The sequence below is a fragment of the Janthinobacterium sp. DSP2-3-3 genome, assembly GCF_049897325.1.
Taxonomy (GTDB): Bacteria; Pseudomonadota; Gammaproteobacteria; order Burkholderiales; family Burkholderiaceae_D; genus Janthinobacterium.
This window is the reverse complement of sequence record NZ_JAFCWA010000002.1, coordinates 559,512-581,102: the sequence shown is the minus strand read 5'-3', so window position 1 is coordinate 581,102 and position 21,591 is coordinate 559,512. Positions and strand designations below refer to the sequence as shown.

At 62.5% G+C, this 21,591-nt stretch carries 18 protein-coding genes; 15 read left to right on the top strand and 3 right to left on the bottom strand.

Annotation, left to right across the window (positions count from 1 at the left end; translation table 11 throughout):
- Positions 1–33 precede the first annotated feature (33 nt).
- Together ACP7DE_RS06675 and ACP7DE_RS06670 are read right to left on the bottom strand one after the other, a co-directional pair.
- A complete protein-coding gene (locus tag ACP7DE_RS06675) occupies positions 34–396 on the bottom strand; it encodes an STAS domain-containing protein (RefSeq protein ID WP_426071350.1) in 363 nt (120 codons plus the stop codon).
- Between the two features lie 7 nt (positions 397–403).
- Entirely contained in the window at positions 404–1,297 is an 894-nt protein-coding gene (locus ACP7DE_RS06670; protein ID WP_426071349.1) for an STAS domain-containing protein, read from the bottom strand.
- Between the two features lie 226 nt (positions 1,298–1,523).
- On the opposite strand from ACP7DE_RS06670, the gene ACP7DE_RS06665 reads away from it, so the two are divergent.
- From ACP7DE_RS06665 to ACP7DE_RS06650, 4 genes are all read left to right on the top strand, one after another.
- The gene (locus ACP7DE_RS06665) at positions 1,524–1,937 is read left to right on the top strand and encodes a hemerythrin domain-containing protein (RefSeq protein WP_426071348.1); all 414 of its coding nucleotides are present in this window, start codon (positions 1,524–1,526) and stop codon (positions 1,935–1,937) included.
- 33 nt (positions 1,938–1,970) lie between these two features.
- On the top strand, positions 1,971–3,152 hold the full coding sequence (gene hmpA / locus ACP7DE_RS06660) for an NO-inducible flavohemoprotein (protein ID WP_426071347.1): 1,182 nt from the start codon (positions 1,971–1,973) through the stop codon (positions 3,150–3,152).
- A 127-nt stretch (positions 3,153–3,279) separates the two neighbouring features.
- Positions 3,280–3,588: a DUF485 domain-containing protein gene (locus ACP7DE_RS06655; protein WP_426071346.1), complete on the top strand. Its 309-nt coding sequence runs from the start codon at positions 3,280–3,282 to the stop codon at positions 3,586–3,588.
- Positions 3,585–5,270: a cation acetate symporter gene (locus ACP7DE_RS06650; RefSeq protein ID WP_426071345.1), complete on the top strand. Its 1,686-nt coding sequence runs from the start codon at positions 3,585–3,587 to the stop codon at positions 5,268–5,270. The genes ACP7DE_RS06655 and ACP7DE_RS06650 overlap by 4 nt, the downstream gene beginning before the upstream one ends.
- A gap of 96 nt (positions 5,271–5,366) precedes the next feature.
- On the opposite strand, the gene ACP7DE_RS06645 is transcribed toward ACP7DE_RS06650, so the two are convergent.
- Complete coding sequence (locus ACP7DE_RS06645) at positions 5,367–5,822, bottom strand: RrF2 family transcriptional regulator (RefSeq protein WP_426071344.1); 456 nt, start codon at positions 5,820–5,822, stop codon at positions 5,367–5,369.
- Between the two features lie 354 nt (positions 5,823–6,176).
- On the opposite strand from ACP7DE_RS06645, the gene ppc reads away from it, so the two are divergent.
- From ppc to ACP7DE_RS06590, 11 genes are all read left to right on the top strand, one after another.
- Positions 6,177–8,930 (top strand): phosphoenolpyruvate carboxylase, encoded by a 2,754-nt coding sequence (ppc, locus tag ACP7DE_RS06640; protein ID WP_426071343.1) that lies wholly within the window; start codon positions 6,177–6,179, stop codon positions 8,928–8,930.
- 32 nt (positions 8,931–8,962) lie between these two features.
- Positions 8,963–9,973: a type I glyceraldehyde-3-phosphate dehydrogenase gene (gap, locus tag ACP7DE_RS06635; RefSeq protein ID WP_426071342.1), complete on the top strand. Its 1,011-nt coding sequence runs from the start codon at positions 8,963–8,965 to the stop codon at positions 9,971–9,973.
- A gap of 87 nt (positions 9,974–10,060) precedes the next feature.
- Positions 10,061–11,521, top strand: coding sequence for a pyruvate kinase (gene pyk / locus ACP7DE_RS06630; protein WP_426071341.1), 1,461 nt, complete (start codon positions 10,061–10,063; stop codon positions 11,519–11,521).
- A 171-nt stretch (positions 11,522–11,692) separates the two neighbouring features.
- Complete coding sequence (locus ACP7DE_RS06625) at positions 11,693–11,872, top strand: hypothetical protein (RefSeq protein ID WP_426071340.1); 180 nt, start codon at positions 11,693–11,695, stop codon at positions 11,870–11,872.
- Positions 11,873–11,961: 89 nt separating this feature from the next.
- The gene (locus ACP7DE_RS06620; RefSeq protein WP_426071339.1) at positions 11,962–12,456 is read left to right on the top strand and encodes a DUF3617 domain-containing protein; all 495 of its coding nucleotides are present in this window, start codon (positions 11,962–11,964) and stop codon (positions 12,454–12,456) included.
- Positions 12,457–12,551: 95 nt separating this feature from the next.
- The gene (locus tag ACP7DE_RS06615; protein WP_426071338.1) at positions 12,552–13,079 is read left to right on the top strand and encodes a sigma-70 family RNA polymerase sigma factor; all 528 of its coding nucleotides are present in this window, start codon (positions 12,552–12,554) and stop codon (positions 13,077–13,079) included.
- An 8-nt stretch (positions 13,080–13,087) separates the two neighbouring features.
- Positions 13,088–14,062 (top strand): FecR domain-containing protein, encoded by a 975-nt coding sequence (locus tag ACP7DE_RS06610; RefSeq protein ID WP_426071337.1) that lies wholly within the window; start codon positions 13,088–13,090, stop codon positions 14,060–14,062.
- 136 nt (positions 14,063–14,198) lie between these two features.
- Positions 14,199–16,658, top strand: coding sequence for a TonB-dependent siderophore receptor (locus ACP7DE_RS06605; protein WP_426071336.1), 2,460 nt, complete (start codon positions 14,199–14,201; stop codon positions 16,656–16,658).
- A gap of 75 nt (positions 16,659–16,733) precedes the next feature.
- Positions 16,734–17,102 (top strand): hypothetical protein, encoded by a 369-nt coding sequence (locus tag ACP7DE_RS06600; RefSeq protein ID WP_426071335.1) that lies wholly within the window; start codon positions 16,734–16,736, stop codon positions 17,100–17,102.
- Positions 17,103–17,256: 154 nt separating this feature from the next.
- Complete coding sequence (locus ACP7DE_RS06595; RefSeq protein ID WP_426071334.1) at positions 17,257–17,472, top strand: hypothetical protein; 216 nt, start codon at positions 17,257–17,259, stop codon at positions 17,470–17,472.
- 404 nt (positions 17,473–17,876) lie between these two features.
- Positions 17,877–21,590: a PAS domain S-box protein gene (locus ACP7DE_RS06590; RefSeq protein ID WP_426071333.1), complete on the top strand. Its 3,714-nt coding sequence runs from the start codon at positions 17,877–17,879 to the stop codon at positions 21,588–21,590.
- The last annotated feature ends 1 nt before the right edge of the window (position 21,591 follow it).

Here is a 21,591-nt window from a genome sequence, read left to right as displayed (position 1 = left end):
TGCTGTGCCGGTGCGCCTAGCACGGCGCCCCCGTCATGCGCATGCACCGCCTCGTTCCAGCAGCCTGATACCTCGTTCCATGTTCAGCGCCGTGCTCACGCCTTCCAGCGTCAGGCCCAGTTCCACCAGGGTGATGGCGACGGCCGGCTGCATGCCGACGACCACGGTGTGTGCGTCGAGGATTTTCGCCATCGCCGCCGTGTTGCTGATCATGCGGCCGATGAAGGAGTCGACGATGTCGAGCGCGGAAATGTCGATCAGCACGCCCGTGGCGCGGTCCGTCACAATGCGGGTGGTCAGGTCATCCTGCAAGGTCATCGCCAGGCGGTCATGCATGTCGACCTGGATCGTCACCAGCAACAGCCGGCCCATGCGTAAAATGGGGATTCTTTCCATAGGCGCCTCAGTGTTGTTGCTGCTGGTAGGTGATGCTGGAGCCCGTGCGTTTCAGGGCCACGACGAAGGCGTCGGCCAGGGTGGCCTTGGTCATCACGTCTTCCAGGTTCACGCCCAGGTGCACGATGGTTTGCGCGATCTGCGGGCGGATGCCGCTGATGATGCAATCGGCGCCCATCAGGCGCGCGGCGGCGACGGTTTTCAGCAGGTGCTGCGCCACCAGGGTGTCGACGGTGGGCACGCCCGTGATGTCGATGATGGCGATCAGGGCGCCTGTATCAACGATCTTTTGCAGCAGGCTTTCCATCACCACTTGCGTGCGGGCGCTGTCGAGGGTGCCGATCAGGGGCAGGGCCAGCACGTTTTGCCACAGTTGCACCACGGGCGTGGACAGTTCCAGCAATTCCTGTTGCTGGCGCAGAATCACCTGTTCGCGCGCCTTCTGGTAGATGGCGATGGTCAGCAGGCCCAGCTCGTCAAACAGCTTGCTGGTGCCGATGATGGCGTCGCCCAGCTGCTGCGGCTGCGCCGTGATTTCCTTGCGCAGATAGGCGAATAGCGGCTCCTTGAGGGCAAACATGAAGCTGGCCGTGTCGATCGGCGAATAGCCCTGGCGCACGCGCGATTGCGATATTTCGGCGAGTAGCTGGCGTGTGTCGTCCCAGGCGCCGCCTTCGATGTCGAATGCGTCGCCGCTGTCGAGTGCGCCCGCCAGCAGCGGCAGCAATTGCGCTGCCTGCTGGCGCAGCTCGTTTTCCGCAATCTTGTCGCGCCGCACCAGACGCGCGACCAGGCCGGCCATCCAGCCGTCCAGCAGTTCCGTGTGATGCTCGCTGATGATGCTGGCCAGTTGCTGCGCCTGGCCCGTGCCCGTCTTGACCGTGTCCGTCTTCATTTTCATGCTCATCCTTCGCTGGAGTGTAGGGTGCGGCACGGCCGCAAACGGGCACGCGCTGTGATGAATAAATTATAGGCAGGCATGGTCGTAGCTTGTGTTCTGTGCCGCACATAGTGGCGCATGTCGATCCAGATTTCCGCAGGAAAAACTGACAATTTAAAGATGTATATGATTTGCATGTTTAAATAAATTCCGCTACACTGGCAACACTCAACAAGAGAAACACGCCATGAATATCGATAAATTCAAACAACAGCACCTGGCCATCCTGGCCTCCATTGATGGCTTGCGCCAGCTGGCGCGCGGCGGCGTTGCCGCACAGGCGCAGGCTATTGCCGAACAGATCATTGCCATGAGCGGCTTGATCAAGCTGCACCTGGCCGTCGAGCAGCGCTATCTGTATCCGGCTGCGCAAGCCTCCGGCGTGGCCAAGGTGGCAAAGCTGGGACGCCAGTACGAAAACGAGATGCACGGCATCGCCGGCGCCTACCTGGATTTCGCCGGTCGCTGGAATACGCCAGTGCGCCTGGCAGCCGAACCGGATGCCTTCCGCAGCGAAGCCAATACCGTGCTGCACGCGTTGTACCAGCGCATGCGGCGCGAAGACCACGAGCTGTATCCAGCGGTAGAGACGCTGGCATAACACCGATTCATGACATACACACAGGAGTTTTACATGCTGACCCAAGAACAACGCGCCATCATCACGGCCACCGTCCCCATCCTCGAACAGGGCGGTGAAGCGCTGACGCGCCATTTCTACAAGAATCTGTTCCGCGACCATCCCGAAGTGCTGCCGTACTTTAACCAGGCGCACCAGCACAGCGGCGACCAACAGCGCGCGCTGGCCAATGGCGTGTTGATGTATGCCAAACATATCGATAAACTGGATGCGCTGGGCGACCTGGTGGCCACCATCGTCAACAAGCACGTGGCCCTGCAGATCCGCGCCGAACACTATCCGCTGGTGGGCGCCAGCCTGCTGCAGGCCATCCGCGAAGTGCTGGGCGCCGAGGTGGCCAGCGATGCCGTCATCGATGCCTGGGGTGCGGCCTACGGCCAGCTGGCCGACATCCTGGCCGGCGAGGAAGGGCGCATCTACAAGGCACAGGCCGCCGCGCCCGGTGGCTGGAGCGGCGCGCGCGACTTCATCGTGCAGGGCAAGAGCGTGGAAAGCGACGAGATCACGTCCTTCCTGCTGGCGCCCGCCGATGGCCAGCCCGTGCTCGACTTTGCGCCAGGCCAGTATATCGGCGTGCTGGCCAGCGTCGATGGCGTGTCCATGCGCCGCCAGTACTCCTTGTCTGCTGCCAGCAATGGCCAGACTTATCGCATCAGCATCAAGCGCGAGCAGGGTGGCAAGGTGTCCAATTTCTTCCACGACCACGTGCAGGCGGGCGATACCGTGCAGCTGACGCCGCCATCGGGCGACTTCGTGCTGATGGACAGCGACAAGCCGCTGGTGCTGATCAGCGGCGGTGTGGGCATCACGCCGACCCTGGCCATGTTGACGGCCGCCCTGCGTGGCAAGCGTCCCGTGCATTTCATCCACGCGGCGCGCAACCAGGGCGTGCATGCGTTTCGCCAGCAGATCGACGCACTGGCCGCGCAGCACCCGCAGTTGCAGCGCTATTACTGCTACGCGGAACATGCTGGCGAACAAGAGGCGCCGGACGCTGTCGGATTGCTCAATAAAGAGAACCTCGACCACTGGCTGCCGGCCTCGCGCGACGTCGATGCCTACTTTCTGGGACCGCAGCCTTTCATGCGCGCCGTCAAGCGATACTTGCGCGAGCTGGGCGTGCCGGAACAACAGACGCACCATGAATTCTTCGGACCGGCAGCCGCGCTGAACTGACCTTGCCTGCCTTGTGTTGCTCCTGCGAGAAAAAATCGCTGCCGTAAGGGGCGGGTAAGTCTCGCGCTGTACTGTGAATCCAAGCTCGCATAAAAGAGCACGCTTTTACATAACAGGAGGCAACACAATGCATGACGATCTGGTTCAGAAAATCAAGGGCGATCCCAACTACCATCAACTGCTCAAGGTACGCTCCCGCTTCGGCTGGGTGCTGACGGGCCTGATGATGCTGGTGTACTACGGCTACATCCTGCTCATCGCTTTCAACAAGGAATTTCTTGCCACTAAAACGGGTACCGGCGTGATGACCTGGGGCATGCCGATCGGCCTGTTCGTGATTGTGTTTACCGTGGTGATCACCGGCATTTATGTGCGCCGCGCCAACAAGCAATTCGACGACTTGACCAGCGCCATCCAGGCACGGGTGCAAGCATGAACCGCGCCCCATCGATGCAACGCAAACTCAGCTGCCTGGCAGCCTTGACCTTGCTGGCGAGCGTCAGCAACAGCGTGCTGGCGGCCGGCGCCGACCTGGGCCAGGCAGTCAAGCAGCCGACCAACTGGACGGCGATCATCATGTTCGCCGCCTTCGTCATCTTCACCCTGTTCGTCACTAAATGGGCGGCCGCGAAGACCAAGTCGGCTTCCGATTTCTACACGGCTGGCGGCGGCATCACAGGCTTCCAGAATGGCCTGGCCATTGCGGGCGACTATATGTCGGCCGCCTCCTTCCTCGGCATTTCCGCCGCCGTCTTCCTCAACGGCTATGACGGCCTGATCTACGCCATCGGTTTTCTCGTCGGCTGGCCCATCATCACCTTCCTGATGGCCGAGCGCCTGCGCAACCTGGGCCGCTACACGTTTGCCGACGTGGCCGCCTACCGCTTCAAGCAGGCGCCGATCCGCATTTTCTCGGCTTCCGGCACGCTGGTCGTGGTGGCGTTCTACCTGATCGCGCAGATGGTGGGCGCGGGTCAGTTGATCAAGCTGCTGTTCGGCCTGGAATACTGGATCGCTGTCGTCCTGGTCGGTACATTAATGATGATCTACGTGCTGTTTGGCGGCATGACGGCCACCACCTGGGTGCAGATCATCAAGGCCGTGATGCTGCTGGGCGGCGCCACCTTCATGGCCGTGGCCGTGCTGGCGCAATTCAACTTCAGCCCGGAAGCGCTGTTCGCCAAGTCGGTGGACGTGCATGCCACCAAGGAAGCCATCATGGGCCCCGGTTCCTTCATCAAGGACCCGATCTCGGCCATCTCGTTTGGCATGGCGCTGATGTTCGGTACGGCAGGCTTGCCGCACATCCTGATGCGTTTCTTCACGGTGCCGAGCGCCAAGGAAGCGCGTAAATCCGTATTCTGGGCCACCACCTGGATTGCCTACTTCTACATTCTGACCTTCATCATCGGCTTTGGCGCCATCGTGCTGGTGAGCACCAATCCCGAGTTCAAGGATGCTGCCGGCAAGCTGCTGGGCGGTAATAACATGGCGGCCGTGCATCTGGCCAAGGCCGTGGGTGGCAACGTCTTCCTCGGCTTCATGTCGGCTGTCGCGTTTGCCACCATCCTGGCCGTCGTGGCGGGCTTGACGCTGTCGGGCGCGTCGGCCGTGTCGCACGATCTGTATGCCACCGTCATCAAGAAGGGCAAGGCCACGGGCGCCAACGAATTGAAAGTGTCGCGCGTGACGACCATCGTGCTGGGCATTATTGCCGTGGTGCTGGGCATCGCCTTTGAAAAGCAGAATATCGCCTTCATGGTCTCGCTGGCCTTCGCCATCGCCGCTTCGGCCAACTTCCCCGTGCTGTTCATGTCGGTGCTGTGGAAAGACTGCACCACGCGGGGCGCCACCATCGGCGGCTTCCTGGGTTTGACCACGGCCGTGGCGCTGACGGTGGTGTCGAAGTCCATGTGGGTCGACGTGCTGGGCCACCCGGCGGCGTTGTTCCCATACGCCTCGCCGGCGCTGTTCTCGATGACGGCAGGCTTTGTCGGCATCTGGCTGTTCTCGGTGCTCGACAAGAGCCCGCGCGCGCGCATCGACCGCGCCGGTTACGAAGCGCAGCAAATGCGTTCGGAAACGGGCATCGGTGCGGCAGGCGCCAGCGCGCACTAAGCTGATCCTGTCGCGGTAGAAATGCACAATGCACAATGCCCGGTTCGCCGGGCATTGTTGTTTTAGCGCACTGCAGTAAAGTGCTTACCTTCGGGCTTACTTGGCCAGATGCAGGGGAATCACGCCCGCCGCCAGCGCGGGGACATTGCCTGCTGGCTCCAGAATGGTTGCCAGGGTCACCGTGTCGAGCACGGCCAGGAAGGCGCCCGTGGCCTGGCCCAGCTTGGCCTTCAGCAGGCAATCTGGCGTCAGCGGGCAGGTATTGTTTTCCTTGTTAAAACATTCCGCCATGAAAAAATCGTTTTCCGTTTCGCGCACCACCGTGCCGATATTGATGTCGGCCGGGTCGCGCGCCAAGCGCAGGCCGCCGTTGCGCCCACGCACGGTTTCCACGATGCCTGACAGGCCCAGCTGGTGCACCACCTTCATCAAGTGATTTTTCGAGATGGAATGCAGGTCGGCAATGTCCTGGATGGTCACAAGCCGGTCGCGGTGCACGCCCAGGTACATCAAAGTGCGCAGGGTATAGTCGGTATAGGCAGTCAATCGCATGGGGTTCGCTTATAAAGATGTGGATTACATCTTTGTTTCAAGCCGCAGGATACAGGAGAGTGCCCGGTCATCGCCACCGTCATGTGTGTTGCCTCGTCACTTTTCAGCCTGGAAAGACAAATTTGGTTGCCTTTCGCTTAAATGCGTAGTAAATTTTCATATTGTTGCCCTCGCAAACAGCGCGCAAGCCCTTAGCGGCCCTTTGGACATGGATTTTATTGATGAAAATCAAGAGGATGGTGAGACGGTAAGGTAAATTTACTACAAAATGGATGATGGGCGTTTCCCGGGCCGGGGAGCGCGTACTACGCAATCTGTGCGGTGCCGCCGTGGCCGCCCCAGGAAATGAATACCATGCAAATGAATGAAGTGAAAGACGAGCTGCTGAGCAGCGATATCCGCCAGCTGGGCCGTCTGCTGGGCGACGCCATCCGCAACCATTTGGGCGATCCCGCTTTCGAGCGCATCGAACATGTGCGCCAGCTGGCCATCCGTTTCCGCCGCGACAATGATGAAGCGGCGCGCGCGCAACTGTCGGACGCGCTGCAAGCGTTGTCGCAGGAAGAAACCACGCAATTGACGCGCGCTTTCAGCTATTTCTCGCTGCTGGCCAATATTGCAGAAGACCAACATCACATCCGCCGCACGCGCGCCCATTTGATTGCCGGTTCGCCGCCGCGCCAGGGTAGCCTCAGCCATGCCGTCGGCAATGTGTTCGATGCGGGCAAGGCCGATGCGCTGGAGACGTTCTTTGAAGATGCGTTTGTCAGCCCCGTCTTCACGGCGCATCCGACGGAAGTGCAGCGCAAGAGTATCCAGAATTGCCAGATGGCCATCGCGCGCCTGTTGAGCGAGCGCGATCGCGTGCAAATGACGCCGGAAGAAGCCGAACAAAACGAAGAAGCGCTGGGCCGCGGCATCGTCACGCTGTGGCAGACGCGTCTGCTGCGTACGAGCAAACTGTCCGTCATGGATGAAGTGGCCAATGGCCTGTCGTTCTACGACCACACCATCCTGCGCGAACTGCCGAAGCTGTATTCCTCCCTGGAAACCATGCTGGCCCAGCGCGATGCCCGCTGGGAAGATGCGGAATTACCGAATTTTATGAAGGTCGGCAGCTGGATAGGCGGCGACCGCGACGGCAATCCGTTTGTCACGGCCGACATCCTGCGCAGCACCCTGCAGACGCAGGCCGACAAGGTGCTCGACTTTTACCTCGGCGAATTGCGCAAGCTCGCTTCCCAGCTGTCGCTGGCGCAAATATTGAACGCCTGTAGCGAGCCGCTGCGCGCGCTGGCCGAACGCTCGGCCGACGCGTCGCCGCACCGCGTCGACGAGCCGTACCGCCGCGCCCTGCATGGCATCCATGCGCGCCTGGAAGCCACGCGCATCGCTTTGTGCGGCAAGGGCAAGCACGCCGAAGGTGTGCCGCCATACGCTGCCGCTGCCGAGCTGCTGGCGGACCTGGACGTGGTCCAGCATTCGCTGGTCAGCAATGGCTTGCGCGCGCTGGCGCGTGGCCGGCTGCGCCAGCTGCGCCGCGCCGTCAAGGTCTTCGGCTTCTCGCTGGCACCGCTGGACTTGCGCCAGAATTCCGACGTGCACGAGCGTATCGTGGGCGAACTGTTCGCCGGTGCCCAGCCGGGCCTCGTGTATCTGGACCTCGATGAAGAGCAGCGCATCGCCGTGCTGCTGGCCGAACTCGAGTCGCCACGCCTGCTGACGTCGCCGTATGCGCAGTACTCCGAGGAAACCACCTCCGAACTCGACATCTTCCGCGCCGTGCGCGAAGCCCACGTCAAATATGGCAAGGAATCGGTGCCGAACTGCATCATCTCGAAGGCTGCCAGCGTCTCGGACTTGCTGGAAGTGGCCTTGCTGCTGAAAGAAGTGGGCTTGCTGCGCCAGGATAGCCGCGCAGTCGATGTCAATATCATCCCCTTGTTTGAAACCATCGATGATCTGCGCGCCGGCCCCGCCATCATGGCGCGCGCGTTTGGCTTGCCGTTCTACCGGGGCTTGCTTGAGTCGCGTGCGGACCAGCAGGAAGTCATGCTCGGCTATTCGGACAGCAACAAGGACGGCGGCTTCCTGACCTCCGGCTGGGAACTCTACAAGGCGGAGATCGAGCTGGTGACGGTCTTCAAGCAACACCAGATCAAGCTGCGCTTGTTCCACGGTCGCGGCGGTTCCGTCGGTCGCGGCGGCGGCCCCAGCTACGAAGCCATCCTGGCCCAGCCCGCCGGCGCCGTGCAGGGACAAATCCGCTTGACAGAGCAGGGCGAAGTCATCACGGCCAAGTATGCGAACCCGGAAGTAGGGCGCCGCAACTTGGAAGTGCTGGTGGCCGCCACCATCCAGTCGACCCTGCTGCCGCAGGCACAGCTGCAAGCAAAGGCTTCGGCCGGCGCGGGCCATTTGGCGGCGATGGAAGAGCTGTCCGGCACGGCGCTGAACGCCTACCGCGACCTCGTGTATGGCACGGAAGGATTCGAACAGTATTTCTGGGAATCAACGGTGATCGCGGAAATTGCCGCGCTCAATATCGGCAGCCGTCCCGCCTCGCGCAAGAAATCCACGTCCATCGAGGATTTGCGCGCCATTCCCTGGGTCTTGAGCTGGGCACAATGCCGCTTGATGCTGCCGGGCTGGTTCGGCTTTGGTGCCGCCGTGCAAGCCTACCTGGCCGCCCATCCGGCGGACGGCGCGGACGTGCTGCGCGGAATGTACACGGACTGGCCATTCTTCACGTCCTTGCTGTCGAACATGGATATGGTCCTGGCCAAGAGCGACATCGCCATTGCCGGCAAGTATGCGGAACTGGTCAAGGACAAGGCCTTGCGCGAGGCCATCTTTACACGCATCCGCGCCGAATACGCGGCCACCCTGGACGCCTTGAAGCTGATCACGGGCCAGGAAGAGTTGCAGCAAGCCAATCCGCTGATGCAGCGTTCGATACGCAACCGTTTCCCATATATCGACCCGCTGAATCACGTGCAGCTGGAGTTGTTGAAACGTTTCCGCGAGGGCAAGCAGGATGCGGCGGCGCGCACGGGCATTCATTTGTCGATCAACGGCATTGCGGCGGGTTTGAGGAATAGTGGTTAAGTGAGTCGTTCAAACAATATCAAGGAGATAGCATGACCATCAAAGTTGCCATCAATGGCTATGGCCGCATCGGCCGCAATGTCTTGCGCGCGTTTTATGAAGGCGGCAAGCAGCAGGATATCGACATCGTCGCCATCAACGACCTGGGCGACGCCAAGTCAAACGCGCATTTGACGCGCTACGATACGGTGCACGGCAAGTTTCCCGGCGTCGTCACCATCGACGGCGACAACATGATCGTCAATGGCGACCGCATCCGCGTCTTCGCGCAGCGCGACCCGGCCCTGATACCGTGGGGCGAACTGGGCGTGGACGTGGTGCTCGAATGCACGGGTTTCTTTACCACCAAGGAAAAAGCCTCGGCCCACCTGAAAGGCGGGGCGAAAAAAGTCATCATTTCCGCACCGGGCGGCAAGGACGTGGACGCCACCATCGTGTTCGGGGTCAACCAGCACGTGTTGAAGGCATCCGATACGGTTATCTCGAATGCTTCGTGCACGACGAATTGCCTGGCGCCATTGGTCAAACCGCTCAACGACGCCATCGGCATCGAATCGGGCCTGATGACCACCGTGCACGCCTACACGAATGACCAGGTGTTGAGCGACGTGATGCATGAAGACTTGCGCCGCGCCCGTTCGGCCACGCATTCGATGATTCCCACCAAAACGGGAGCGGCGGCCGCTGTCGGCCTGGTCTTGCCGGAACTGAATGGCAAGCTGGACGGTTTCGCCATCCGCGTGCCGACAATTAACGTCTCCTTGGTCGACCTGTCGTTCATCGCCAAGCGCGACACCACGGTCGAAGAAGTCAATGCTCTGCTGAAGGCTGCATCGGAAGGCGCGCTGAAAGGCATCCTCACGTACCAGACGGAACCGCTCGTTTCCATCGATTTCAACCACAACCCGGCTTCGTCGAACTTCGATGCGACCCTGACCAAGGTCTCGGGCCGCCTCGTGAAAGTGTCGTCGTGGTATGACAACGAGTGGGGCTTCTCGAACCGCATGTTGGACACCACGGTTGCCCTGATGGCGGCCAAGTAAGAACGCAGTACCGCTGATCCAGCGCACCAGGACGGCCGGCCCACAAGGCTGGCCCTTGTAGCAACTCATTATAGAAAGCAGCACACCATGACCATGCAAGTACAGCAACGCGCTACCAAGATCGTTTCCACCATCGGCCCCGCTTCGAACGATATCGATACCCTGGTCCGCATGTTTAAGGCCGGCGTTGACGTCGTGCGCCTGAACTTTTCGCATGGCAAGGCGCAAGACCATATCGACCGCGCCCGCATGGTGCGCGAAGCGGCAGCCCTGTGCGGCCGCGAAGTGGCCATCATGGCCGACTTGCAAGGCCCGAAGATTCGCGTCGGCAAGTTTGAAGAAGGCAAGATTTTCCTGGAAAACGGCGCTTCCTTCATCCTCGACGCGAAATGGGGCGAAAACGGCGAACTGGGCAACATCGAGCGCTGCGGCCTCGACTACAAGGAATTGCCGCGCGACTTGCGCACCGCCGACGTGCTACTGCTCAATGACGGCTTGATCGTGCTGACGGTCGATAAAGTCGTCGGCAGCGAAATCCACACCACCGTCAAGATCGGCGGCGAATTGTCGAACAACAAGGGCATCAACCGCCAAGGCGGCGGCCTGTCGGCGCCGGCCTTGACAGCGAAAGACATGGAAGACGTGAAAACGGCGATGAGCTTCCAGGCCGATTACGTGGCCGTGTCCTTCCCGAAAAACGCCACCGACATGGTCATGGCGCGCCAGTTGGCCAATATCGCCGGCGAAGCGTGGGACCACAAGCCGATGATGATCGCCAAGATCGAGCGCGCGGAAGCCATTCCTGCGCTGCAAGAAATCCTCGACGCGTCCGACGGCATCATGGTGGCACGTGGCGACCTGGCCGTGGAAGTGGGTAATGCGGCCGTGCCGGCCCTGCAAAAGCGCATGATCAAGATGGCGCGCGCGTCGAATAAACTGGCGATCACGGCCACGCAGATGATGGAATCGATGATCGTCAACGCCGTGCCGACCCGCGCGGAAGTGTCCGACGTGGCCAATGCCGTGCTCGATGGCACGGACGCCGTCATGACGTCGGCGGAAACGGCCTCGGGCCGCTACCCGATTGAAACGGTGGAAGCGATGGCCGCCATCTGCCTGGACGCGGAAAAGTGGGATACCTGCAAGCTGGATGCCGATTTCCTCAACGCCACGTTCTCGCGTATCGACCAGTCGATCGCCTACGGCGCCTTGTTTACGGCCCACCACCTGCGCGTCAAAGCCATCGCCACCCTGACGGAATCGGGTTCCACGGCATTGTGGATGAGCCGTTGCAACATCGACATCCCCATCGTCGCGCTGACCCCCAGCGTGGGTACGCGCCGCAAGCTGGCCCTGTACCGCAACGTCAGCACCCTGGAACTGACGTCCGGCACCGACCGCGATAAAGTCTTGCAACAGGCGGAAGACTTGCTGCTGGAACATAAAGTCGTGGCCAAGGGCGATACCGTGGTGCTGACCTGGGGCGAGCCGATGGGCAAGGTCGGCGGCACGAACGCGCTGAAAATCATGAAGATCGGCCAGCACTGACCGTATATTATTGACCACATCACTGGCCGCCCGCCGCCCGCAGTCTTAAGAATGGCTGAAAGAGCGGCGGTTGGCCGCCCACCGCAATGGCAGATGCCCAATCTGCCATTGCGGTGAGCACATTTCCGTGTCAGCATGGTTTTCCTGCCTTCCAAGGCACATCTGGAGATCATGATGACGACATACCTGCCTGCCTTGATCTGGTCGCTGTCGGCCTTCGCTTGCCTCTTCATTGCCAAGCGCCGCCTCGTCAAGACAACGGCCGTCCGGGCCGTCCTAGTGACCTTGCTGGGGCCGTTTGCCATTCCCTTCGTGCTGGTCGCAAAGCCCGAAAAACCTACTCTGGCGTAATCACCCGCGACCGTCATCTACGGCTAAGCGTGCGGCCTGCGGGCATTCCTCTTTGCTATATTCAAGTTTTTAGCCGAAAGAGCATGCCCATGAAACGCAGCGCGACCCTGTTCCTGATGACTATCCTTCCCCTGTGCGCGGCCACGTTCGCCTCGGCAGCCGAGCCTGTGCAGCGCCTGCAGCGCGCCACGGGGTTGTGGATGGTGACGCCCGCCACCTCGCCGTTTTCCTGGGAAATCTGTGTTGACCAGCAATACGACCGCCTGATCGAAGATGACTTGTGGACCGATTTCGAGCAGGAATGCCAGATCGCGTCGCAAAGCCGCCAGGGCGACAGTTACCATTTCCAGTCCAGCTGTCCGGGTGCCATGCTGGCCGGCAGCTTCAAGGGCGACCTTGCCAAGGCATACACTTTGATCGCCGACACCACGATGGAATTGAACGGCAAGAGCGAGGTACAACGCACCGAACTGGCAGGGGAGTTTCAGGGCGCTTGTCCAGCAGGGCTGGCGCCGGGCGCCAAGAAAATGCGCGGCGGCATGGTGATGAAGAGTCTGTATCTAAACCGCCAGCAGCCACGCTGAAACAACAGTTTCCAGGGATAGGCAGGCGCCGGCATTGACGCCGGAGGCAATGATTTGTGATAATGAGAATTATTATCAATTAGCAGCGCCTTGCCATGAGCGCATCGGAGTCCCTAGTGAACATTGCGCAGTCCAGCGAGTCGATCGCAGGCATCTACAGCAGCCACCACGGCTGGCTGATGCGCTGGCTGCGCGCCAAGCTGCAGTGCGCGGACCATGCGGCCGACCTGGCGCAGGATACCTTTGTGCGCCTGCTGACGGCGCCGCCGGAAGGCCGGCAGACCTTGCGCGAACCGCGCGCCTACCTGACCACCGTGGCGCAGCGCTTGCTGATCGACCATTACCGGCGCGTGTCGCTGGAGCAGGCGTGGCTGGAAACCCTGGCGCAGCAGCCTGAATTGCTGATGCAGTCGCCGGAAGAGCGTTTGCTGGTGCGCGAAGCCTTGCAGCGCATTGATGCCATGCTCGACGGCTTGCCGCCGCTGGTGCGCAGCGCCTTCCTGCTGGCGCATGTGGACGGCCTTGCTTATGGGGAAATCGCCCGGCGCCTGGCCGTGAGCGAGCGCAGCATCAAGCGCTACATGGTGCAGGCGTTTGAGCGCTGCATCCTGCTGATCCTGTGAGCGCCAGCATGACTGCCATCGAGCCACGTGCCGCCCGCGCGGCGGCGCAATGGCTGGTGCGCCTGCACGGGGGCGCCTTGACTCCCGACGAGCAGCAAGCTTTCCTGGCCTGGCGCGCCAGCGATCCCGCGCACGAAACGGCGTGGACGCGGGCCGAGCTGGTGTGCAGCACCCTGGCCAGCGTGCCGCCCGCGCTGCGCCAGACGGCGGACGCGGCGCCGCAGTCGCCGCAGCGGCGTGCCGTGCTTTATGGCTTGGCTGGGCTGATCGCGGCCGGGCCGGCGCTGTGGCTGGCCAGCCGGTCTGCGCCGTGGCAAGCGTGGCAAGGGTGGCATCCTGCCATCCGCACGGCCAGGGGCGAAATCCGCCACATGGCATTACCTGACGGCACGCAACTGGTGCTCAATACGGACACGGCCATCAATGTGCATTACGGCGCGGTGGAGCGGCTGCTCGTGCTGCATGCCGGGGAAATCCATGTCGCCACGGCGCACGACGCAGCCGTGCCGGCGCGACCGTTCCTCGTGCGCAGCAGCAATGGCGCCGTGCGCGCGCTGGGCACGCACTTCAGCGTGCGCCACGCTGGCACCGTGCTGGCGCCGCGTACGCAGGTGAGCGTCAGCGAAGGCGCCGTCGAGATCCAGCCGTCGCAGGCGCCCGAGGCCTGGCGCAGGATCGATGCGGGCCAGCAGGGCAGCTTCGATGACGTGGCCGTTGCCCCCTTGTCGCCGCTGGCGCCGCACGCTGCCGGCTGGCTGCAGGGCGTGCTGATCGCCGAACGCATGCCGCTGGGCGAGGTGCTCGAACAGGTGGCGCGCTATCGCTACGGCGTGCTGCGCTGCGATCCGGCGCTCGCTGCCATGCCGGTGGACGGCATTTTCCAGCTGAACGACCCGGACAACATCCTGCTCTTGCTGCAGCGCTCCTTGCCGATCCGGCTGGCGCGCCGCACGCGCTACTGGATCAGTGTTGAGGCCGCCTGAAGCAAAATTTGCCACTTGCCTGTCCCTTTTCCCGGATTGCTTCGTCATACAAGATAGAGAACGAACAATCCGAACCATCGAAAGGGCTTACATGGCTTTGCAGCACCGCATCCTTGCACCATTTTCACCAGCGCGAATGACGCTCCATCCCACCACCGGCGCCGTGCGCGCCGCGCTGGTCTTGCTCCTGGCCGTGGGCGCCGCCGGCGCCGGCTTGCCGCAAACGGCGCAGGCCGCCGAGTCCAGCCCGGCCGCCAATGTGCGCGACTACAGCATTCCTGCCGGCGGCCTGCGCGGTGCGCTGTCCACGTTTGCCATCGCCGCCGGCATCAACCTGTCCACCCAGGGCGTGGCGCTCGATGGCTTGGCGACGTCAGGCTTGCAGGGCCGCCATAGCGTCTCCGCTGCCCTGCAAAAACTGCTGCAGGGCAGCGGCCTGGAAGTGACGGACGGTGGCAATGGCAATTATCTGTTGCGCAAGATTAATACCAGCACGGCCGATGCCGGCCTGGCCAGCATGCCCGCCGTGGTCGTCAGCGCCGAGGCGGACCGTGCCACGGAAGGCACGGGTTTATATACGTCGCGCGCCATGTCGACGGCCACGGGCTTGAACTTGTCGCAGCGCCACACGCCGCAAACGGTCAGCGTCATTTCACGCCAGCAAATGGAAGATTTTGATTTGACCACCTTGCAGGATGTGGCGCGTGCCACGCCCGGCCTGTATGGCAAGACGCAGGGCGTGTCCGACCAGGAAACCACGTATTTCGCCCGCGGTTTTGCCTTGAGCCACGTGAATGTCGATGGCTTGCCGCTCGATGTCACGGGTTTTAACGAGCGCAACGTCTCCGCCGACATGCTGATGTATGACCGCGTGGAAGTGGTGCGTGGCGCCACCGGCTTGATGGAAGGGGCTGGCGCACCGTCGGGCAGCATCAATATGATACGCAAGCGCCCCACGGCCACGCCCTTGCTGAACGCGTCGGCCCACCTGGGCAGCTGGAAGGACCGACAATTGACGGTCGATGCCAGCAATGCCTTGAACGCCTCGGGCAGCGTGCGCGGCAGGGTTGCGGCCAGCTGGCGCGACAGCGACAGTTTCGTCGACGTGGTCAACAACACCAACGGCACCGTGTATGCGATCGTGGAAGCGGACCTGACGCCGTCAACCACGGCCGGTATTGGTTTTTCGCGCCAGCACAGCCGCACCGATGGGGTGTTTGTCGGCTTGCCGACCTTGCCCGATGGCCGCCACATGGACTTGCCACGCTCGACTTTCCTGAATAATGCCGATTCTTTCCAGAAGCGCGACAACAACGTGGTCTTCGCCGACCTGGAAACGAAGCTGGAGCAGGGCTGGCGCAGCCGCTTCGCCATCACGCACATCGATGCCTCTTCATCGACGCGCAATACCACCAACAGCCGCGTCGCTGGCGCAACGTATCTGCTGGAACAATCTGAAACGGGCTGGAAGTACAACACGCAACAAGTGGTGGCCGACTGGCGCTTGAGCGGCCCTGTCACCTGGTTCGGCCGGCAGCATGACGTCATCGTCGGCGCCAGCTACCGCCATGACGACTCGGACGCGGGCCAGAGCTGGGACGGCGCGCAAACGCGCGTGATCGATATCCGCCACTGGAATCCGCGCGCCTACCGCATGAATGGCGCGCCGTTCGAGCCCTACAACTGGGGCCGCAAGACGGATGAGAAGGGCCTGTATGCGGCCGGCAACTTCAGCCTGGCCGATCCGCTGCGCCTGGTGCTGGGCGGACGCTTCGGCTGGTATGCGCAGGATGTCACTGGCTGGTATGCCACCAATCCGGCCTGGCGCCGCGACCTGACGGAAAACGCCAAGTTCACGCCGTACGCGGGCCTGGTCTACGATTTGGATCAGCACCATTCCGTGTATGCGAGCGGCACGCAGATCTTCCAGCCGCAAAGCGTGCTCGATGTGCGCGGCAATACCTTGCCGCCGCTGAGCGGCACCAACCTGGAAGTGGGCGTGAAGGGCGAGTATTTCGGCGGCAGGCTCAATGCCAGCGGCGCCCTGTTCCGCATCAGGCAGAATAACCGCGCCATGGCCGATGAAGTCAATTGTCCCACGGGCGGCGCCATCTATTGTGCCCGCGCGACCGGACAGGTGCAAAGCGAAGGCGTCGATCTGCAATTGTCGGGCTCGCCATTGCCGGGCTGGCAGATCGCGGGCGGCTACACCTATGTACTGGCCAAGTACACGAAGGATAGCGTGGTCGCCAACATCGGCCAGCGCATCGCCACGGACGAGCCGAAGCAATTATTCAAGCTGTATACGAATGTGCAGCTGAGCGGCAGCCTGGCGCAATGGAATCTGGGCGCCTCCGTGACTGCGCAGGACAAGATTTACCGACGCGACAAGGCTTTCCTGACGCAGCAGGGCGGTTACGCCATCGTCGGCCTGACGGCCGGCTACCGTCTCAGCGAACAGCTGCAGGTGCGCGTGAATATCGATAACGTGCTCGACCGTCGCTATTACCAGGGACTCGGCTACGCGTGGTCGGGCGGGCTGGAACGCTACGGCGCGCCGCGCAGCGTGCTTGTCTCGCTGAACTACAAGATGTAAAGGCTGTGCTTGCAGAGCGCGTCCTTCGCGGCGCCTCTGCTACACTGCCGCCGTCTTCACTTTCACACTGCTCCCATGTCCGCCACGCCTGTCCTGACGCCCCTGAAAAACGCTTTCCAGCTATCGCGCACCGAAAATAATATCGAGCTGATCCTGCCCGAACTGCTGGCCGCGCAATTGCACGTCGTCATCGGCGGGCAAAGCGAGCAGATCGACCTGTTCCTCGTGCCGTCGCCCAATCCCGAGCGCCAGTGCGTGACGGTGGCGGAAGACCCGGCTTTCCTGGCTGGTATCGCGTTTCCCAACATTCCCGTGACGGGCGCGCAACTGATCGCGTCGATTCCCTCCGAGATCGAAATCGTCCTCCTGCACGGCGACGGCGCCAATTACCTGACGCGCGAGCAACTGGCGTGGTTCCGCGGCATGCTGGCGCCGACCGCTTGAGTGGTGATAAGGCGCGCACGCTGAAAAGGGCGCGCGCGGAGTGGATATGCTTTGCACCAGCCGAGGATGTGACGCCATGCGCGGCACCTGCCGGGCTGGGATAAAACCGTGCAGCGGGAGTTGGCGTAGCTGCAGTGGCTGAAAGTGGTCATGCATGCACGCGCTGCAGGTCTACCGGGCAGCGCCACCGCTGGCGCGCGTTGAACCGCTGCGCTACACGACCCTCGAGGGCTATCCGCTGATCCGCGTGGTGGGCCTGGACTTGCCCGAGCCGCAGCGCTGGTCGCTGTGCCAGATCAAGGACGAACTCAGCAGCCGAAGTAGACTGGCCGCTATCGCTGTCTGCGAGACGCTGGGCCTGTCCAGCTAACAATCCAGCTAACAATCCCGGCGCGGTCCGCGTGTGCTGGCCGCAGGCGTAGACGGACCATTGTCGCATCGCCGCCGCAATAGCTATCATTTTTGATAACTATATTGCTGAAGTCCTATGAATCTTTTCGCAAAGCAACTATACTCAAGGCTCTTTAGAAAATCATCGTCACGCTGGCGGCCAGCTATCCGCGCCAGAGTTCGTACGTATTCCGCTTCTTCTCTCTGAACGAGCACCTTTCCCCCGCGCGGCAGCCGCGGGCGTGATGACCGAGTCTTGCCCTGGTCGACTGCTACCGTTGTCATTTTCGCTGTGTTGCCGCTTTACTAAAAAGCCTGGCGCCGGCGCGCGGTGCGCCGTCATGTTTAGCGACGTTAGGTTTCACTCTCTTATGCCACGACAGTATGTTTAGTTCCATCTTTGCCGTATCGACCGATGCCATGCAGTACATCTATGGCACGCACAATGTCGGGCTGGTGCTGTTTTCCATCGGCATCGCTATCTTTGCCTCGTTCATGGCCCTGCAGATTGCCGGCATGGCGCGCAGCAGCGAGCGCGGCTTCCAGCGCCAGACAGCCATCATCACGGGCGCCATTGCGCTGGGCGGCGGCATCTGGTCGATGCACTTCATCGGCATGCTGGCCTTCGACATCTGCACGCGCGTGTCCTTCGAGCCCAACCTGACCTTACTGTCGATGCTGCCGGGCGTGGCCGCCTCGTGGGTGGCGCTGCACTTGCTGGCGCGCCCGCGCATCAACTGGCGCCAGCTGGTGGTGGGCGGCGTACTGGTGGGGCTGGGCATCGGCTCCATGCATTACAGCGGCATGGCCGCCATGCAAACCTCGCTGACCCTGCACTATCAACCGTGGTTGTTTGTCCTGTCGCTGCTGGTGGCCGTCACCATGGCCATGCTGGCGCTGTGGATACGCTTCGGCCTGAACGCCATGCGTTTGCGCCTCAGCCCGCTGGCGGCGCTGCTGGTCAGCAGTGTCGTCATGGGCATGGCTATTTCCGGCATGCATTACACGGGCATGCTGGCGGCGCGCTTTTCCGGCACCCCCACGGCAGGCGAGAACACGATTACGGTCCAGGCCTCGTTCGTGGCCCTGGCCGTGGCTTTGATTACCGTCACTCTGACCGTCTTCGTGGCCGCCGCGAACGGCTTGCTGCGCTACCGCCAGTTGCTGCGCCACGCCAGCGTCAGCGAGTCGCGCCTGCGCGCCATCGTTGATACGGCCGCCGATGGCCTGATCACCATCGATGGCCAGGGCAAGGTGCGCTCCTTCAATCCCGCTGCGGAAAACCTGTTTGGCTGGCGCGAAGCGGACATCGTGGGGCGCGACGCCAGCGTGCTGCTGCAGCCGGCCGATGCCGCCGAGTACGAGGGTTATTTGCGCGACTACCTGGAAGCGGGCGCCTCGCGCATCCTCGACAGCGGACGCGAACTCGATGGCTGCCAGAAGGATGGCGCGGTGTTGCCGATGCGCGTGGCGATCGGCAAGATCGACACGCCGGGCCAGCCCCTGTTCGTGGCCTTCGTGACGGACATGCGTTCCTCGCGCAGCATGGAGCAGGCGCTGAAGGATAGCGAGCGCCAGTACCGCACCCTGATCCGCAATATCCCCGGCGTGTCCTTCCACTGCAGCTTCGCGCCCGAATGGAAGATGATTTTCATCAGCGACGCCGTCTTCAACCTGACAGGCTGGATGCCGCAGGACTTCGTCGAAGGGCGGGTCAGGCTGTTCGACCTCGTGCATCCTGACGACCGCCAGCGCGTCAACGACACCTGTGTGCAGGCGGCCGGCGAAAAACGCGATTTCGAGAACGTCTACCGCCTGATCCACCGCGACGGGCGCGAGCGCTGGGTGCGCGAAAGCAGCGGCCCCGTGCTGGATAACGACGGCGTCGTGCGCTGGATCGACGGCGTCATCCTCGACATCACGGAAAGCGAATTGCGCAACGCGGAATACGAAGGCAAGGTGACGGCCATCTCGCGCGCGATGGCCGTGATCGAGTTCGACCTGCAAGGGTGCATCCTGGCGGCCAACCAGAACTTCCTCGACCTGGTCGGCTACCAGCTCGATGACGTGCTGGGTCTGCACCACAGCATCTTCTGCGAACCCGGTTATGTCACCTCGCCGGACTACATCGCGTTCTGGCAGCAGCTGGCCCATGGCCAGTTCAACACGGGCGAGTACAAGCGCATCGACAAGGATGGCCGGGAAGTGTGGATACAGGCCTCGTACAACCCGATCTTCAACACGGACGGCAAGCCCTTCAAGGTGGTCAAGCTGGCCACCGACGTCAGCGAACGGCGCGCCATGCAGGAAAACCTGCGCGCGGCAAAAGACCGCGCCGAGCTGGCCGCCGAATCGAAAACCAGCTTCCTGGCCAACATGAGCCATGAAATCCGCACGCCAATGAACGCCATCATCGGCTTTACGGAAGTGCTGCTGGGGACTGCCCTGGACAGCCTGCAGCGCCGCCATCTGGGCACGGTGCGCCAGTCGGCGCGTTCCCTGCTCGAACTGCTCAACGACATCCTCGACATGGCCAAGCTGGAAAAAGGCGCCACCGAGCTGGAACTGGTGGACTTTTCGCTGCCCGACCTGGTCGACCATGTGGCGGCCTCCCTGCGCATCACGGCACAGGCGCGCGACCTGGTGCTGCATGTGGATGTCGATCCCGGCATGAGCCAGTTCTTCCTGGGCGACGCGCGCCGGGTGCAGCAGGTGCTGACGAATCTGATCGGCAACGCCGTCAAGTTCACCGAAGTGGGCCATGTGCGCGTGGCCGTCGGCATGCAGGGCGAACAGGTGCATATCGCCGTGCACGACACGGGCATCGGCATCCCCGCCGACCGTCTGGACAAGATCTTCGCCCCATTTACGCAAGCCGATTCTTCCATGAGCCGCCGCTTTGGCGGCACGGGACTGGGCACGACGATTTCGCTGCAATTGGTCGAATTGATGGGTGGCACCATCACGGTGGAAAGCACGCTGGGCGTGGGCAGCGTATTCCACGTGCTGCTGCCGCTGGCGCCGGGCAAGGCAGTGTTGCGCCGCAGCGAGCATGCCGTAGTGGCCTTGCCGCCGCTGCGCATCCTGGCGGCCGACGACGTGCCGCAGAATGTGGAGCTGCTGCTGATTACCCTGGGCGCGGCCGGTCACCAGGTGATCGCCGCCAGCGATGGCGAGAGCGCCGTGCGCGAATTCCGCACGGGCAGCTTCGACATCGTGCTGATGGATGTGCAGATGCCACGCATGGATGGCCTGGAAGCGACGCGCCTGATACGCGTGCATGAACACGAACAGGGCTTGAAGGCGACGCCCATCATCGCTCTGACGGCCAGCGTGCTGGAACAGGACCGGCGCGCCGCGCAGACGGCGGGCATGAACGGCTTTGCCTCGAAGCCGCTGGAAATGCACAAGCTGACTGTGGAAATCGCCCGCCTGCTCGATATCGCCGTGGCCATGCCGCCGCCGGCGGCCGGCGCGGCGACACGTGCGACTGCCGGCCAGGTGAACTGGCAGCGTGGCATCGCCCTGTGGGGCGGCCGCGAGACCTTGCAACGGGCCATCGCGCGCTTCGTGCAGGCCAATGGCGATTGCGCCGCCATGCTGGCCGCGGAGCTGGAACGTGGCGGCAGCAGCGTGGCCGCCCACTTGCTGCACCGTATCAAGGGCGCGGCGGGCAACTTGTGCCTGGTGCAGGTCGAAAGCCTGCTGGGACGCATCGAGCAAGCCATCGCGCGCCAGCTGCCGGCGACCGAATTGCTGGTGCAACTGGCCGCCGCCTTCATGGCGCTGGCGGGCGAGCTGGAGGCGGCAACCGAGGCGCCGCCGGCGCAGGCCAACGCAACGCCTGATGCCGCCGCACCCCTCGATGCGCCCGCCTTTGGCGCCTTGCTGCGGCAAGCCATTGCCAGCCTGGAAGGCGGACAACTGGACGACGCCCTGATGGCGCAGATTACTGCCATGCTGGCGCCGCACGGCCAGCAGCAACGTCTGCAAGCGCTGGCCAGCGCCATCGACGACTTTGAATTCGCGCGCGCCGTGGGCGTGCTGCGCCAGTTGCTGGCGTGGCTGGAAGCGCCAGCGCCTGCCGACCTTTCCTGAT

What these genes read in the sequence shown, in the direction of transcription:
- ACP7DE_RS06675 (WP_426071350.1), bottom strand. Translation starts at nt 396, where the DNA reads ATGGAAAGAATCCCCATTTTACGCATGGGCCGGCTGTTGCTGGTGACG.
- ACP7DE_RS06670 (WP_426071349.1), bottom strand. Translation starts at nt 1,297, where the DNA reads ATGAAAATGAAGACGGACACGGTCAAGACGGGCACGGGCCAGGCGCAG.
- ACP7DE_RS06665 (WP_426071348.1), top strand. Translation starts at nt 1,524, where the DNA reads ATGAATATCGATAAATTCAAACAACAGCACCTGGCCATCCTGGCCTCC.
- hmpA (WP_426071347.1), top strand. Translation starts at nt 1,971, where the DNA reads ATGCTGACCCAAGAACAACGCGCCATCATCACGGCCACCGTCCCCATC.
- ACP7DE_RS06655 (WP_426071346.1), top strand. Translation starts at nt 3,280, where the DNA reads ATGCATGACGATCTGGTTCAGAAAATCAAGGGCGATCCCAACTACCAT.
- ACP7DE_RS06650 (WP_426071345.1), top strand. Translation starts at nt 3,585, where the DNA reads ATGAACCGCGCCCCATCGATGCAACGCAAACTCAGCTGCCTGGCAGCC.
- ACP7DE_RS06645 (WP_426071344.1), bottom strand. Translation starts at nt 5,822, where the DNA reads ATGCGATTGACTGCCTATACCGACTATACCCTGCGCACTTTGATGTAC.
- ppc (WP_426071343.1), top strand. Translation starts at nt 6,177, where the DNA reads ATGCAAATGAATGAAGTGAAAGACGAGCTGCTGAGCAGCGATATCCGC.
- gap (WP_426071342.1), top strand. Translation starts at nt 8,963, where the DNA reads ATGACCATCAAAGTTGCCATCAATGGCTATGGCCGCATCGGCCGCAAT.
- pyk (WP_426071341.1), top strand. Translation starts at nt 10,061, where the DNA reads ATGACCATGCAAGTACAGCAACGCGCTACCAAGATCGTTTCCACCATC.
- ACP7DE_RS06625 (WP_426071340.1), top strand. Translation starts at nt 11,693, where the DNA reads ATGATGACGACATACCTGCCTGCCTTGATCTGGTCGCTGTCGGCCTTC.
- ACP7DE_RS06620 (WP_426071339.1), top strand. Translation starts at nt 11,962, where the DNA reads ATGAAACGCAGCGCGACCCTGTTCCTGATGACTATCCTTCCCCTGTGC.
- ACP7DE_RS06615 (WP_426071338.1), top strand. Translation starts at nt 12,552, where the DNA reads ATGAGCGCATCGGAGTCCCTAGTGAACATTGCGCAGTCCAGCGAGTCG.
- ACP7DE_RS06610 (WP_426071337.1), top strand. Translation starts at nt 13,088, where the DNA reads ATGACTGCCATCGAGCCACGTGCCGCCCGCGCGGCGGCGCAATGGCTG.
- ACP7DE_RS06605 (WP_426071336.1), top strand. Translation starts at nt 14,199, where the DNA reads ATGACGCTCCATCCCACCACCGGCGCCGTGCGCGCCGCGCTGGTCTTG.
- ACP7DE_RS06600 (WP_426071335.1), top strand. Translation starts at nt 16,734, where the DNA reads ATGTCCGCCACGCCTGTCCTGACGCCCCTGAAAAACGCTTTCCAGCTA.
- ACP7DE_RS06595 (WP_426071334.1), top strand. Translation starts at nt 17,257, where the DNA reads ATGCACGCGCTGCAGGTCTACCGGGCAGCGCCACCGCTGGCGCGCGTT.
- ACP7DE_RS06590 (WP_426071333.1), top strand. Translation starts at nt 17,877, where the DNA reads ATGTTTAGTTCCATCTTTGCCGTATCGACCGATGCCATGCAGTACATC.